General features: G+C 63.7%; 12 protein-coding genes. 7 read left to right on the forward strand and 5 right to left on the reverse strand.

Features of this window, described 5'->3' with window-relative positions:
• The first annotated feature begins 137 nt into the window (after window positions 1-137).
• Entirely contained in the window at window positions 138-1,481 is a 1,344-nt protein-coding gene (locus E0473_RS03690) for a bifunctional folylpolyglutamate synthase/dihydrofolate synthase (RefSeq protein ID WP_137679480.1), read from the forward strand.
• Here E0473_RS03690 and E0473_RS03695 read toward each other — a convergent pair.
• Window positions 1,478-3,184, reverse strand: coding sequence for an AmpG family muropeptide MFS transporter (locus E0473_RS03695; RefSeq protein ID WP_137679481.1), 1,707 nt, complete (start codon window positions 3,182-3,184; stop codon window positions 1,478-1,480). The genes E0473_RS03690 and E0473_RS03695 overlap by 4 nt on opposite strands.
• A gap of 159 nt (window positions 3,185-3,343) precedes the next feature.
• On the opposite strand from E0473_RS03695, the gene E0473_RS03700 reads away from it, so the two are divergent.
• The 4 genes from E0473_RS03700 to E0473_RS03715 all read left to right on the forward strand — a co-directional run bounded on the left by E0473_RS03700 (window position 3,344) and on the right by E0473_RS03715 (window position 7,857).
• Window positions 3,344-4,120, forward strand: a complete 777-nt coding sequence (locus E0473_RS03700; RefSeq protein ID WP_137679482.1) for a pseudouridine synthase — start codon at window positions 3,344-3,346, stop codon at window positions 4,118-4,120.
• On the forward strand, window positions 4,117-4,683 hold the full coding sequence (gene rsmD / locus E0473_RS03705; protein ID WP_137679483.1) for a 16S rRNA (guanine(966)-N(2))-methyltransferase RsmD: 567 nt from the start codon (window positions 4,117-4,119) through the stop codon (window positions 4,681-4,683). The genes E0473_RS03700 and rsmD overlap by 4 nt, the downstream gene beginning before the upstream one ends.
• A gap of 14 nt (window positions 4,684-4,697) precedes the next feature.
• A complete protein-coding gene (locus E0473_RS03710; protein WP_137679484.1) occupies window positions 4,698-6,986 on the forward strand; it encodes an ATP-dependent helicase in 2,289 nt (762 codons plus the stop codon).
• A gap of 97 nt (window positions 6,987-7,083) precedes the next feature.
• Window positions 7,084-7,857, forward strand: coding sequence for a Crp/Fnr family transcriptional regulator (locus tag E0473_RS03715; protein WP_137679485.1), 774 nt, complete (start codon window positions 7,084-7,086; stop codon window positions 7,855-7,857).
• Between the two features lie 18 nt (window positions 7,858-7,875).
• Here the strand turns inward: E0473_RS03715 and E0473_RS03720 are convergent, their stop codons facing one another.
• The 3 genes from E0473_RS03720 to E0473_RS03730 all read right to left on the reverse strand — a co-directional run bounded on the left by E0473_RS03720 (window position 7,876) and on the right by E0473_RS03730 (window position 10,362).
• The gene (locus tag E0473_RS03720; protein ID WP_137679486.1) at window positions 7,876-8,097 is read right to left on the reverse strand and encodes a hypothetical protein; all 222 of its coding nucleotides are present in this window, start codon (window positions 8,095-8,097) and stop codon (window positions 7,876-7,878) included.
• Between the two features lie 165 nt (window positions 8,098-8,262).
• Window positions 8,263-9,639 carry a DEAD/DEAH box helicase gene (locus E0473_RS03725; RefSeq protein WP_137679487.1) on the reverse strand — a complete coding sequence of 459 codons (1,377 nt, stop codon included), beginning with the start codon at window positions 9,637-9,639 and terminating at the stop codon, window positions 8,263-8,265.
• Between the two features lie 156 nt (window positions 9,640-9,795).
• Window positions 9,796-10,362 (reverse strand): hypothetical protein, encoded by a 567-nt coding sequence (locus E0473_RS03730; RefSeq protein WP_137679488.1) that lies wholly within the window; start codon window positions 10,360-10,362, stop codon window positions 9,796-9,798.
• Window positions 10,363-10,500: 138 nt separating this feature from the next.
• Here E0473_RS03730 and E0473_RS03735 point away from each other — a divergent pair, with 138 nt between their 5' ends.
• Window positions 10,501-11,925: an FAD-binding oxidoreductase gene (locus E0473_RS03735; protein ID WP_137679489.1), complete on the forward strand. Its 1,425-nt coding sequence runs from the start codon at window positions 10,501-10,503 to the stop codon at window positions 11,923-11,925.
• A 131-nt stretch (window positions 11,926-12,056) separates the two neighbouring features.
• Window positions 12,057-12,860: a SapC family protein gene (locus E0473_RS03740; RefSeq protein WP_137679490.1), complete on the forward strand. Its 804-nt coding sequence runs from the start codon at window positions 12,057-12,059 to the stop codon at window positions 12,858-12,860.
• 197 nt (window positions 12,861-13,057) lie between these two features.
• On the opposite strand, the gene E0473_RS03745 is transcribed toward E0473_RS03740, so the two are convergent.
• The gene (locus tag E0473_RS03745; protein ID WP_241657314.1) at window positions 13,058-13,999 is read right to left on the reverse strand and encodes an N-formylglutamate amidohydrolase; all 942 of its coding nucleotides are present in this window, start codon (window positions 13,997-13,999) and stop codon (window positions 13,058-13,060) included.
• Window positions 14,000-14,149: the final 150 nt, after the last annotated feature.

Consider the following 14,149-nt stretch of genomic DNA (forward strand, 5'->3'; position numbering starts at 1 on the left):
TGGGGGAGGGGGACCATCCGAAGGATGGTGGAGGGGCAGCAGCGGTTGGGAACGTCGCAAGAAGTTCGTCCGCGCCGCTCCTGCCCCTCCACCGCGCGGTGCGCGGTCCCCCTCCCCGTGCCGGGGAGGACTTAGACATGAAAGACTTCGCCGCCAGTTCGGACGCCTTCGTTCAGGCGCAGCTCGATCGACTCGCCGCTCTAAGCCTGCCGCAGGGCCGCATCGGGCTCGACGTCGTGAAAGAACTGCTCGCGCGTCTGGGCAACCCGCAGCTTGATCTGCCGCCGGTGTTCCATGTCGCGGGCACCAACGGCAAAGGCTCGACCTGCGCCTATCTGCGTGCGATTCTGGAGGCGCAGGGGCTCACCGTCCACAACGCCACCAAGCCGCATCTCGTGCGCTACAACGAGCGTATCCGCATCGCGGGCAGGCTGATCGAGGACCGGCTTCTGGGCGAACTGCTTGCCGAAGTGCTCGACATCTCCGAAGACCTCGGCCCAAGCTTCTTCGAGGTGACGACTGTCGCGACCTTCCTCGCCTTCCACCGCATTCCGGCTGATGCCTGCGTGATCGAGGTCGGCCTCGGCGGCAGGCTCGATGCGACCAACGTGATGGAAAAGCCTGCGGTCTGCGCGGTGAACACACTGGGCGTCGACCACGAGGCGTTTTTGCTCAACGACGAGCCGGGCGCGCCGGACCCCAAGGCCAACCCGATGGTGCGGATCGCGTTCGAGAAGGCAGGCATTGCGCGCGAAGGCGTGCCACTGGTGACGCAGAGCTATGCGCCCGATGTCGCCGCGCAGGTGAGCCTCAGCGCGGAAACTGCTGGCGCTCCCCACGCCATGCGCGGGCGCGACTGGTTTGCCGACATCTCCGATAGCGGCATCGCCTATCGCGACTATCTGGGCGAACTCGCCCTGCCCCTCCCCACCATGCCCGGCGCGCATCAGGCCGACAACGCCGCGCTCGCGGTGGCGATGATTCGCCATCAGAGTGCCGTCACGGTGAGCGAGGAAGCCCTGGCCGAGGGCATTCGCAGCGCCTATTGGCCCGCGCGCTTGCAGAAGCTCGGTTCCGGCCCTGTCACCGACACGCATCCGCAGCGCCTGTTCCTGCTCGACGGCGGCCATAATCCCGATGCCGCCGAGGCGCTGGCGACATTCCTCTCGCACAAGGTCGAGCAGCCGGTCGATGCGGTGGTGGCGATGATGGCGGTGAAGGACGCGCGGCGCTTCATCCAGATCGTTGCGCCGCATCTGGCGAGCCTAACCGCCGTGCCGATCCCCGGCAGCGACCATGCTCCGCTCGATACGCTCGCAGAGCTGGCGCGCGAGGCGGGTGTGGCGAAGGTGAGCACCGCAGAGAGCTTCATGGGCGCGCTGAATGCCCTGCCCGCCACGAAGGAGGGGACGGTGCTGATCTTCGGCTCGCTTTACCTCGCGGGCAAGGTGCTGGCCGAGAACGGCGACCTGCCGGATTAAGAAGCCTCAATCCCGGCCGCCCGGGCCCCCTTGCGGTACACGCGAACCCACTCCAGCAAGCACAGGATCACCGCGACCAGCCCAATCAGGGTCGTCAGCACGAACACGTCGAAAAAGCCCCGGTTCTCGATCATCTCGCCGAGCGCGCCGCGCCCGAGCGTGCCGATCAGCAGCGTGAGCGACGAAAGTAGCGCATATTGTACGGCGGAGTACTTTTTCGAAACAATCGAACTAAGCCAAGCAACATAGGCCGCACCCGCAATTCCGATCGCAAGGTTTTCCCACATGATCGTGAAGGTAAGGCGCGGAAGAGCGTCGGAGCCGAAAGGGGCCATGAATGAGATCAATGCGCTGAAGCCGATAGCGTCACTTGCCGCTTGCATATTGGCACCGCCCGCCGCCATGTCAGCGTAAAGCAAGTTCGTCAAAGCCGCGATCAGAGCACCGAGCGTCAATGTCGCCATACGACCAATTGCGGTTAACAGGTATCCGCCAAAAGCCAGTCCAGCGATGATCGCACCGACTCCGAAGAACTTGGAAGCAAAAGCAACCTCATCGTTCGTGTACTCCAATTCGCCTAGATAGAACGGATAGGCAAAGGTGCCCCAGATCGCGTCGCAAATGCGATAGGTCAGCACCAGCGACAGGATCAGCACTAACGACCAGCCCATGCGGCCGACAAACTCGACCAAAGGCATCACCAACGCGCGATAAAGATGATCGAGAGCACTTGGCCGGGCGCTGACTGGAAAATCCTCCATAAGCACATTGCGCCCACGCCGCTTCTGGCCCGCGAGCCACCCTGCGATCAAGGCCGGGATCACCACCGTGGCAACAATGATCCAAGGCCCGTAGTAAAGCGTAAAGTCGGTTGGATTTGGGCGCTCTTCGGGCGGGTAGGCAAGGGACATCACCATGAATGTGAGCACCGTGCCGATAGCTCCAGCCCACAACAACCCAACCACTGCCAACGCCTTTTTGCGCACTGAGGGGACGATCTCGCCCCGCTGGCGCAAACTGATGAGCAACTCATCGGTCATTGTGCCATCGGTGTTTTCGCCCGCCTTGCTGTCTGGAGCGAACAAGCCTGCGATTCCGATGGCGAGAAGGATAGCGCCCATCATTAAATAGGTCTGCGGCCAACCGATCCGCGCAGCGATAATGAGGCCGAGCGCCCCGCCCACCAGCGCGGCCAACCGGTAGCCCATCTGGTAAACAGTGGAGAGAATGTCGATGGTGGCTTCCTCGTCGGCCACATCGATGCGCCAGGCGTTGATCGCAATATCCTGCGTAGCGCTGGCGAGTGCTCCGATCCCGGCGAGCAGACTGAACCAGCCAATTGCCTCGTTCGTCGGGCTAGAAAGGCTTAGCGCGATCAGGATCACGCCAAGCAATATCTGCGAAGGCACGATCCACTGCTTGCGCCGGCCCAGCCGCGCGAATCCAGGAATTGATACCTTGTCGATCAGCGGCGACCAGAGAAACTGGAACGCGTAGGCAAGGCCGATGAGCGAAAAAACGCCCATCGTCTCAAGCTCGACCTCAGCTTCGCTTAACCAGGCGTAAAGTGTCCCAAGGAACAGGGCGAAAGGCAGCCCGCTCGCAAAGCCGAACAGCGCCATGTAGCCGCTTTTGGGATTGCGCAATGATCGCAGAAGCGTTCCCCAACCGGGTTTACGCTTGGCTGCTTCGGCCTCGTCCATCTCGGTTCGTCTCCTTCGTGCTGCACCTTAGGCCAGCGCACCATGTACGGCGCCTGATCGCACGGTTCAGGCGCGCTCGGCAATTGGCGAATGCGCGTGGGATGGGGATTGCGCCGCCTGCCCTTCCCCTGTTGCCCGCACGCGGCTAAGGCGCGCACGATGAGCGACAACGAAAAATCGGGCGACCGCCCCGCAGGCGAACGCATCGCCAAGCTTCTCGCGCGCGCGGGCGTCGCCAGCCGGCGCGAGGCCGAGCGGATGATCGAGGCAGGCCGCGTGAAGCGCAACGGCGACCTCGTCACCACGCCCGCCACCATCATCGAGAACCTGCGCGGGGTGACTGTCGACGACCAACCCGTCGCCAAGCCCGAGCGTACGCGGCTGTTCGCGTTTCACAAGCCCCAGGGCCTGATCACAGCCGAGCGTGACCCCGCCGGCAGGCCCACGATCTACAATGCGCTGCGCAATGCCCTGCCCAAGGGTGCGCCGCGGCTGATGCCGGTGGGCCGGCTCGACTTCAACACCGAAGGCCTGCTGCTGCTCACCAACGACGGTGAGTTCAAGCGCCAGCTCGAACTGCCTGCGACCGGCGTGCCGCGCACTTATCGCGCACGCGCTTTTGGCGAGGTGTCGCAGGAGCAGCTTGAGGCGCTCAGCGAAGGCGTCGAGATCGACGGGATGCGGTTCGGCTCGATCGAGGCCGATCTTGAGCGGCGCACGGGGCGCAATCAGTGGATCATCCTCACGCTTACCGAGGGCAAGAACCGCGAAGTGCGCCGGGTGCTCGAATATCTGGGGCTGGAAGTGAGCCGCCTGATCCGCACCGCCTATGGCCCGTTCCACATTGGCGACCTGCCGCGCGGGGCAGCGCAGGAAGTGCCGCGCGAGCATGTCGAACGGTTCCGCTCGTCGCTCAAGCAGCAGGGCCGCGCATGAGGATTATCGCCGGAGAATGGCGCCGCCGCCCGCTGGTTACGCCCAAGGGTGAGGCCACAAGGCCGACCTCCGACCGCACCCGCGAAACGCTGTTCGCGATGCTCGCCAGCCGTCTGGGCACCTTCGAGGGCCTGCGCGTGGCCGACCTGTTCGCAGGATCGGGCGCGTTGGGGCTGGAGGCGCTGAGCCGGGGGGCGGCCCATTGCCAGTTTGTCGAGGAAGACGCGCAGGCGATCCGCGCGCTGCGCCAGAACATCGCCGCCCTGCGCGCAGCACCGCAATGCGACGTGCGGGCGGCAAGCGTGTTCTCGCTCGGCCCGGTGAAGGAGCCGCTTGACCTGATCCTGCTCGACCCGCCCTATCACAGCGGTGCAGGCGCGGTGGCGCTGGACCGGCTGCGGCGGCTCGGCTGGATTGGCCCAGCCACATGGGTCGCGCTCGAAGTGGCGGCCAAGGAAGAGGTCAAGCTCAAGGCGCTCGAAGTGGAAAGCGAACGCAAGGTGGGCGCGGCTCGGCTGGTCCTGGTGCGCCAGCCGGTTGCACAAGAGGGCGACGTTCCCTAAACGTTCGCCTGACCATGACCTTGCCCGCCCCCACCGAAACGCCCGAATGGCTCGCCCGCCTCAACGAACCGCAGCGCGAGGCCGTGCTGACGACCGAGGGGCCGGTGCTGATGCTGGCGGGTGCGGGCACCGGCAAGACCGCCGCGCTCACCCACCGCCTCGCGCATTTGATCCGCGAGCGGCTGGCCTGGCCGAGCGAAATCCTCTGCGTTACCTTCACCAACAAGGCCGCGCGCGAGATGCGCCATCGGGTCGGCGATCTGATCGGCGATGCGGTCGAAGGGATGCCGTGGCTTGGCACCTTCCACTCGATCTGCGCCAAGATGCTGCGCCGCCATGCCGAGCTGGTCGGGCTGCAAAGCAACTATACGATCATCGACACCGACGATCAGCTGCGCCTGCTAAAGACCATGATCCGCGAGGCCAATCTTGACGAAAAGCGCTGGCCGCCGCGTCAGCTTGCCGGGCTGATCGACAGCTGGAAAAACCGCGGCCTGCTGCCGGGCGATCTCACCGCCGTCGACAACGAGGCCTATGCCAATGGCAAGGGCCAGCAGATGTATGCCGCCTATCAGGAGCGGCTGAAGGCACTCAACGCCTGCGATTTCGGCGACCTGCTGCTGCACATGCTCACCATCCTGAAGACCGACCGCGAGGTGCTCCAACAATACCAGCGCCGATTCAAATATGTGATGGTGGACGAGTATCAGGACACCAACGCGGTACAGTACCTGTGGCTGCGGCTACTGGCGCAGGAGCGCAAGAACATCTGCGTGGTGGGCGACGACGACCAGTCGATCTACTCCTGGCGCGGGGCGGAAGTCGCCAACATCTTGCGGTTCGAAAAAGACTTTCCCGGTGCCAAAGTGGTTCGTCTGGAGCAGAACTATCGCTCCACCCCGCAGATTCTCGCCGCCGCCTCTGGGCTGATCGCGGGCAACTCGCAAAGGCTTGGGAAGACCTTGTGGACCGAGCTTCCCTCAGGTCAGAAGCTGCGCGTGGTCGGCGTGTGGGATGCGCCAGAGGAAGCGCGCCGGGTGGGCGAGGAGATCGAACGGCTCGAACGCGAAGGCGCACCGCTTGAACAGGTCGCGATTCTGGTGCGTGCGCAGTACCAGACCCGCGAGTTCGAAGACCGCTTCATTCAGATCGGCCTGAACTACCGCATCATCGGCGGCTTCCGCTTCTATGAGCGCGCCGAAATTCGCGACTCACTCGCCTATCTGCGCGTCATCGCCCAGCCCGCCGATGACCTCGCCTTTGAGCGCATCTACAACCAGCCCAAGCGCGGCCTCGGCGCGAAGGCGCTCGAAAACATGTACCGCCATGCCCGCGCGCAGGGCCTGCCGCTGGCCGCCGCTGCATTGGAGCTGGCCGACAGCGACGAGCTGCCCGCCCGCGCCCGCAACACCATCGGCGCGCTGATGAGCGACTTCCTGCGCTGGCGCGAAGCGAGCGACAGCCTCAGCCCCGCCGAACTGATGCGGCTCGTGCTCGAGGAATCGGGCTATGACGCGATGCTCAAGGCCGACCGCTCCGCCGAAAGCGCAGGCCGCGCCGACAACCTCGTAGAACTGGCGCGCGCGATGGAGGACTACGAAACGCTCGGCGACTTCCTCGAACACGTCAGCCTGGTGATGGACAACGAAGCTGCCTCCGACGAGGAAAAGGTCACGATCATGACCATGCACGCGGCCAAGGGGCTGGAATTCGACAACGTGTTCCTGCCCGGTTGGGAGGAAGGCGTGTTCCCTTCGCAGCGCTCGCTTGACGAGGGCGGCCTTGCCAGTCTCGAAGAGGAGCGCCGCCTCGCCTATGTCGCAATCACCCGCGCGCGCCGGCGCTGCACGATCCTCCACGCCGCGAACCGCCGCATCTATGGCCAGTGGACCAGCTCGATCCCCAGCCGCTTCATCGAGGAACTGCCCGAGGATCATGTCGAGGCCGAAACCACGCTGAGTGGCGGCAAAAGCCTGTGGCAGGCCAACTGGAGCGAGCAGGAAGACCCTTTCGCCCATGTCGCGCGGGACCGGCCCGAGCGTAGCGGTTCGCGCGGCCCCGGCTGGCAGCGTGCGCTCGCCACCGGCTATGAGACAAAGCCGGCGCGCGTAAAGGAAAGCACCCGCTCAGCCGCCAGCTTTGCCGCCAAGCCCCGCACCGATATTGCGATTGGCGCGCGCGTATTTCACGAAAAGTTCGGCTATGGTGAAGTGATGGCCCAGGAAGGGAACAAGCTTGAAATCGCTTTCGAAAAGAGCGGCACCAAGAAGGTGATCGACAGCTTCGTTACCGCTGCGAACTAGGCGAGACCTTTTCTCCGGGCACAAATTAGCGCATAACCGATTATAAATCTGGAGCCGTACAGCGGCCAAGCAACACGAGGCCGTGGGGGTACGGACCATGAGGACTTTTCTCGATAATCAGGTGCCAGCGCCTGCCGGTGGGGCAGCGCCCGACATCAGCAGGTTCCTGGCCACCATTCGCCAGCGCTTCACGCTGAGCGAGCACGAAGGCGATCTCATCGCCAGCCAGTTTCAGGAAGTGGTGGAGCTGAACGCGGGTGACTATATCGCGCGCGAGGGCCAGAAGATTGGCTTCTGCTCCCTTATTCTCGATGGCTTCGCCGCCCGGTTCAAGGAAACGGCTGCGGGCGAACGCCAGATCATGGAAGTTCAGATCCCCGGCGATTTCGTCGACCTGCACAGCTATCCGCTCGAAGTGCTCGATCACTCGATTGCCGCGCTCACGCCGTGCAAAGTGGCCCGCCTGCCGCACCGCGCGCTGACGCAGCTGATCGAGGATCACCCGCGCTTTGCCCGCATCCTGTGGTTTGCCACCATGGTCGATGCCTCGATGCATCGTGAGTGGCTACTCAACATCGGCACCCGCAACGGCATGGCCCGGATCGCGCACTTGATGTGCGAGATATACAGCCGCTCGCAGCTGGTGGGACTGACGGAGGGCGGCAAGTTCCGCTTCCCGCTAAGCCAGACGCAGATCGGCGAGTGTCTGGGGTATACCCAGATGCACGTGAACCGGATGCTCAAGAAGCTGCGCCAGGTCGGCGTTATTGCCGGCACGGGCCAGGTTGTGGAAATTCTTGATTGGGAAGGCCTGCAACGGCTGGCCGAATTCGATCCGGCCTACCTTTATCTGTCCGGCCGTGAGGGGTGAACGCGGATTGCCGGCAGATCAGAGGTGGCCGAAGGGCTCGAGCCACCACGAATGGTCAGCCGCGACATGAACGCGCCAATTGCGACCGTTATCGGCCGACAGGCAGAATTCTCCGGGGCCGAAGGTGCGAATGGCCAGGCCGATGGCACCTGCCGGATCGCTACCATCGAACTCAAGAGAACTGGCCTGCCCGCTTTCACGATCATTGCCATTAGCCTTGGAGATCAGGACTTGGCCCATAAAGACCTCGCTTGAACAGGTGTGTGCGGGCTGCTCACCCCGCGTGCCAGATGTCGGGCAAGACCGTCCACTCACCCGCGTTCCCGGAACGTCTGGAAAACTTATATCTAAAAACTAGCGGGGCTACCGACAAACTAAGTTTACCGGCAGCAACGCTAGCGTCGCCTAGATGGCGCTGACGTTGAGGAAACTCGGTTGCGGGCCGTTCCACTCACCGGCGGGGACTGGCTCATCGTCCTGTCGGTCATAGCGCTTGCCGCCACGATCCTGGCGCTGCTTGCGCTCCTCGCTGCGCTTGCGCTCCTCGCTGGGCTTGCGTTCGGATCGCTCGCGGCGCGGTTTGCGCGGCGCCTCGTCGTCCCCACCTTCGGCCTCGCGCTGTTCCGGCTCGGCCTTGGGCTGAGCTTTCGGCAGCTCTACGCGCACGTCCTTCTTGCCGAACACGGCGACGGGATTGCCGGTCAGCTTCTCTACATTGGCCATGGCTTCGGCATCTTCGTCGGAAACGAAGGTGAAGGCCCGGCCCTTGTTACCCGCACGGCCCGTGCGGCCGATCCGGTGAACATAGTCGTCCGGATGCCAGGGCGTATCGAAATTGAAGACGTGGCTCACGCCCTTAACATCAAGCCCGCGCGCGGCGACGTCCGACGCGACGAGAATGTTGATCTCGCCCGACTTGAAGCGGTTCAGCTCGGCAATGCGGCTCGACTGGTCCATGTCGCCGTGGATTTCGCCGCTGGCAAAGCCGTGGCGCTGGAGGCTCTTGTTGACCTCGCGCACGGTGGTCTTGCGGTTGGCGAAGATGATCGCGGTCTCAACCAGATCGTTGCGCAGCAGCCAGCGCAGCGTCTCGCGCTTTTCGCGGGTCTTCACCGGAATTTTGAAGGCGGTGATGTTCTGGTTGGTCGAGGCTGCGCGGCTCACCTCGATCCGCTTGGGATTGGAGAGGAACTTCTTCGCCAGATTGGCGATCGGCCCCGGCATGGTGGCCGAAAACAGCAGCGTCTGGCGCGGCTCGGGCAGCTTCTCGCAGATGAATTCGATGTCGGGGATGAAGCCCATGTCGAGCATCCGGTCCGCCTCGTCGATCACCAGCAGATCGCAGCCGTTAAGCAGGATCTTGCCGCGTTCGAACAGGTCCATCAGACGGCCCGGCGTCGCGATCAGCACATCGACGCCGTCGTTCAGCGCCTTGACCTGATCGCCCATCTGCACGCCCCCGATCAGCAACGCCATCTTCAGATCGTGATTGGCGCCATACTTCTCGAAGTTTTCCGCCACCTGGGCGGCCAGCTCGCGGGTCGGTTCCAAGATCAGTGAGCGCGGCATCAGCGCGCGGCGCCGGCCGTTTGCGAGCACATCGATCATCGGCAGGACGAAGCTTGCAGTCTTGCCGGTGCCAGTCTGGGCAATGCCGATAAGATCGCGCATCATCAGCACGGTCGGGATCGCCTCGGCCTGAATCGCGGTCGGCTCCTCATAGCCGGCATCGTGGACGGCCTTGAGCAATTCGTCTGACAAGCCGAGATCGGCAAATTTCATAGGCTGTATATCTGTCCGGATCGAGATGGAGGCACTGCGCGGTGCCGAAAAGGCTATCGTGACACAGGAGAGAACCCATCCACGAACACAAGCGCGCCCTTTGCCTGCGCGGACGCAAAAGTCAAGGTTTTGCTGATTGTGTGCCCGAAACCGCAGCTAGTCGCGCACTGCGACCAGACGGCTGAGGTTGGAGATGCGGCAGGTATCCCCAGCGCGCGACTGGAGCTCGTCACGGTTCACGCACAGCCGCCCGTCTTCGCTCCGCTCCACATAAAAGCCCGCGTAGAAGGCCTGAGCGCTGCACGAACGGTCGAGCGCGGCAGACAGCAAATGGCGGTCCTGCGTAATCAGCAGCAGCCGGTTATCTCCCATCGGCTGAACGCTCATCAACTGGTCCAGCGGCAGACAGTCGGCATGGTCGGCCTCCTGAAAGCGCGTCCTCATGGAGCGCCGCGGCAGCTCGGCCATCAGACGAGCGCTGGTGGCGCGGCTGGGGGAAATGCGGATTACCACCCGCCGTTCGATTCGTACTTGCTGCGCCTTCTCCGGCTCAGCCGCGCGTTCAAGCACGCGCAGGCGATCATCGACCACATTTTCGAAGCCGCCGGGCAAAGAGCCCACCACCGGCCCACCGCGCTGCTCTTCCGCATGGGCCGCACGGTCTGCCACCGCCAGGGCGGAGAGCAGCGCGAGGCCGGCAAGGAGAGGAGCAGCAGGTTTCATTCGTGGCAAAGGCAGTTCGCAACCATCAGCAAGCAATTGGCATGACGGCCTTCTCATCTAGACCACCCGCTTGAATAGTGGCTTAACCTCTGACTCAAGCCTTTGCAAAGTGGGCGCGGCGCTGGCATCAGCGCAGCTATGAGCGATATGCAGACCTTCGCCACGCAAGCCGCCGAACTGCTCGGCCCGCGTGGATTCTCGCAAGACCCGGAGCTGGTCGAGCCCTGGCTGACCGACTGGCGTGGCCGCTTTACCGGGCGAGCACTCGGGCTCGCATCTCCCGCTTCGACCGAAGAGGTGGCAGAGCTGGTCAAGCTGTGCGGCGAATTCGGCGTGCCGATCGTACCGCAAGGCGGCAATTCGGGCATGTGCGGCGGCGCGACACCCGATGAAAGCGGCCATGCGCTGGTGCTGTCGCTGCGGCGGATGAATGCGGTGCGCGCGTTCGATGCGGCTTCCATGCAGATCACCTGCGAGGCCGGGTTGGTGTTGCAGACGCTGCACGATACGGTCGAGGCCGAGGGTCTCCGCTTTCCGCTTACGCTTGGCGGCAAGGGCTCGGCCACCATCGGCGGGCTGATCTCCACCAACGCCGGGGGCACGCAGGTGCTGCGCCATGGCATGATGCGCGCGCAGGTGCTGGGGCTGGAGGCGGTGCTGGCCGATGGCAGCGTCTTCTCCGCGCTCACCCCGCTTATGAAGGATAACCGCGGGTTCGACCTCAAGCAGATGCTGATCGGCTCGGAAGGCACGCTGGGGATCGTCACGGCTGCGACGCTGAAACTCGCACCCGCGATTGCCGAGCGGCGTGTGCTCTGGGCTGGTGTCCCCACCCTTCCCGCCGCGCGGCAGTTGCTGCTGCATTGCCAGAAGCAGGCAGGCGAGGCACTCGAAGGATTCGAGGTGATGGCGCAGGGAACGCTGGAAGACGTGCTGCACCACATGCCCGGTTCGCGCGCACCGCTGGGGGAACCGCACGGCTGGCATACCCTGATCGAACTGGTGGCCAGTGCCGACACGCGTGACCAGCTGGGCGAACTGGCCGAAGGGATGCTGGCCAGCGCCCTGGAAGACGACCTGCTGGAAGATGCCGTCATCGCAGCGAACGAAACCCAGGCCGAACAGTTCTGGCTGCTGCGCGATTCCATTGCCGCCGCGGAGCGCGACAAGGGCCCGGCGGTGCAGCACGATATTTCGGTGCCGGTGCAAAAGATGCCCGACTTCGTCGATATGGCTGTGCCCCTGCTCGAACGCGACTGGCCGGGCACGGAGGCGGTTGCCTTTGGCCACCTTGGCGATGGCAACGTACACTTTCATGTCATCGCGCCTGAAGGTGTCGAGCCGAACCAGTGGTATCAGGGCGACGCCAAGGCCATCAGCGAGCAGGTATATGCCCTGGTGACCGAATGGGGCGGCTCGATCAGCGCCGAACATGGGATCGGCCAGCTCAAGCGCGATACCTTCGCCCGCATGGGGGATCCCGTCCACGTCGCCCTGTTACAGCAGGTAAAACAGGCACTTGACCCGCACAGACTGCTTAATCCCGGTAAGCTTGTTCCCTAGCTTGCACCGGTGATACGGAACTTCTAAAGAACGCGTCTCATATATATTAGTCATCATTAGGATATGCGTGGCTGGGCTCCAGATCACGCAAACCCGTAAGACCTACGCCCGATTGTTTGGAGAAGATTTTTATGGCCTCTGAGCCGAAAGCCAGCCTGCCGATTCTTTACAAGGATCTCATCCCGCTCAACAGCAACCAGCATGGCGGCTGGAATGCCCGCTCGGTCGACCGGGCCGACTGGGTCGTCAACCAGCACGCGATCCCGCTGACGGCCGAGGAATTTCCCGCCGCGCAGCGCGACTATCCGATCGTGTTCTCTTCGGGCGACAAGCCGGTTCCGCTGGCGCTGATGGGCCTGAACGAAGGCGTGAACGTTTTCTTCGACGGCGAAGGTGCGCCGATCGGCACGCCCTACGTGCCCGCCTATGTCCGCCGCTATCCGTTCCTGCTCGCCAAGATCGATCCCTCGTCGGACAATCTGTCGCTGTGTTTCGATCCGACCAGCTCGCTGATCGGCGAGTTCGAGGAAGGCCAGCCGCTGTTCGACGGTGAGAAGAACCCGACCGAGCACACCAAGAACCTGCTCCAGTTCTGCGAGAAGTTCGAGGAAGCCGGGATGAAGACCCAGAGCTTCGTCGACGAGCTGGTGAAGGCGGACCTGCTGATGGACGGCGAAGTGTCCATCCAGCGCAACGACAACCCCGATCAGCCGTTCATCTATCGCGGTTTCAAGATGGTGAACCAGGAAAAGCTGCGCGATCTTCGTGGCGATCAGCTGCGCAAGTGGAACGAGAACGGCATGTTGCCGCTGATCCATGCGCACCTGTTCTCGCTCGATCTGATGCGCACGGTTTTCGGCAAGCAGGTCGAGCAGGGCAAAGGCCCGCAGGCTTCTGAAGCTTTGAAAGCTGCCGAGACAACCACAGTCAACTGATCTCATTGCATCGGCAATTGATGCATTTTGCGACAATTTCATGGAAGGCCCGCGCTTGAAAAGGCGCGGGCCTTTCTTATAGTAGTTTTTGTCCGGCTCAGCTCCCCTCATGGCTAAGTCGGATGGTGTGCTTAGGCACACCTCCTCCCTGAACCTTGGCCACCTCGTGCATTGCGCACGAGGTGGTTTTTTCTTGCCTATTCGGCCGCCAACGCGTGCCCCTCGCCGCTGCGCAGGCTGACCTCCTCGGCCAGCATCCGAACCAGCCCGACCAGCGCTGCCACAACCGCGTCCAGGCCCGGCCCCGGCTCGTGCATGGTCTCTTCAAGATAAGCCTGTCGGCAAACCTCGACCTGCATCGCATGCAGCCCGCGCAAGGGGGCGCCGTGCCGGTCGAGCACATAGCCCCCCGCATAGGGGCGGTTGTGACCTGCCAGCCAGCGGCTCGCGCAAAGATGCGCCAGAGCGCTCTGCACCAGCGTGCCGTCGCACGATGCACCGAAACGGTCACCGATAACAAAGTCCGCCGCCCTGCCCGCGCCCACTTTCGGGCCCAGTGGCGGCATCGAATGCAGGTCGATTAGCAGTGCCGCGCCCCAGCGGTCGCGCAGGCGTGCCATGCTCGCTTCAAGTTCGCGGTGATAGGGCTGGTGGACCTGGTCGATTCGCGCGGCCAGTTCGGCCGGGCTCAGGCGCTGGCGCCAAAGTTCGCCCATGCCGGGCAAGCGTCGCGGCACCAGCCCCAGCCCGCTGCGTGCCCGGCGCCCGGCAGCAAACCGCGGAAGCAAGGTCCGCTCCGAAGTCGGCGGACCGCCTGTGACCATGTCCCAGTCGATGTCCTCGGTGGCACGGTTAAGGTCGATCATCGCGCGCGGCGCGCGGGCGACCAGCAGATCGGCCCCCGTCTCCAGCGCGACCTGTTCGGCCACGAGATCGATCAGCCGATCCTCCAGCCGCACCGAGGCCATGGCAGGATTGCGCATTCGTGCAAGCAGGTCGGACGGGTATATTCGCCCCGCGTGTGGCACGGCGATCAGCACCGGGATCGGCGTCGGATTGCGGCGATGAAGCACGAAGGCGGGCTGGCCGCGCATTCCCGGCAGCGAGCCGCCGCCAGAAGCGTGCGATGCTGTCGCCAAGGTAGAGGAAGCCTGCGAATCGCTCTTTCGGGGCGGCGGGAGCGTCATCGCTCACTGCTGGCCCGGATTGCCCGCCTTGTCAAAATCGTGCCTCGATGAAGAGTTGCGTTAGGTTCATTTGCCGATGCTGTATCAAACTTGGTCAGGCCG

The sequence above is a fragment of the Aurantiacibacter suaedae genome (genome assembly GCF_005434915.1).
Taxonomy (GTDB): Bacteria; Pseudomonadota; Alphaproteobacteria; order Sphingomonadales; family Sphingomonadaceae; genus Alteraurantiacibacter; species Alteraurantiacibacter suaedae.

Bases quoted from the DNA above. Each gene is read 5' to 3' on its own strand.
- rsmD (WP_137679483.1), top strand. From the start codon at position 4,117: ATGAGGATTATCGCCGGAGAATGGCGCCGCCGCCCGCTGGTTACGCCC.
- E0473_RS03695 (WP_137679481.1), bottom strand. From the start codon at position 3,184: ATGGACGAGGCCGAAGCAGCCAAGCGTAAACCCGGTTGGGGAACGCTT.
- E0473_RS03725 (WP_137679487.1), bottom strand. From the start codon at position 9,639: ATGAAATTTGCCGATCTCGGCTTGTCAGACGAATTGCTCAAGGCCGTC.
- E0473_RS03700 (WP_137679482.1), top strand. From the start codon at position 3,344: ATGAGCGACAACGAAAAATCGGGCGACCGCCCCGCAGGCGAACGCATC.
- E0473_RS03730 (WP_137679488.1), bottom strand. From the start codon at position 10,362: ATGAAACCTGCTGCTCCTCTCCTTGCCGGCCTCGCGCTGCTCTCCGCC.
- E0473_RS03720 (WP_137679486.1), bottom strand. From the start codon at position 8,097: ATGGGCCAAGTCCTGATCTCCAAGGCTAATGGCAATGATCGTGAAAGC.
- E0473_RS03715 (WP_137679485.1), top strand. From the start codon at position 7,084: ATGAGGACTTTTCTCGATAATCAGGTGCCAGCGCCTGCCGGTGGGGCA.
- E0473_RS03710 (WP_137679484.1), top strand. From the start codon at position 4,698: ATGACCTTGCCCGCCCCCACCGAAACGCCCGAATGGCTCGCCCGCCTC.
- E0473_RS03690 (WP_137679480.1), top strand. From the start codon at position 138: ATGAAAGACTTCGCCGCCAGTTCGGACGCCTTCGTTCAGGCGCAGCTC.
- E0473_RS03735 (WP_137679489.1), top strand. From the start codon at position 10,501: ATGAGCGATATGCAGACCTTCGCCACGCAAGCCGCCGAACTGCTCGGC.
- E0473_RS03740 (WP_137679490.1), top strand. From the start codon at position 12,057: ATGGCCTCTGAGCCGAAAGCCAGCCTGCCGATTCTTTACAAGGATCTC.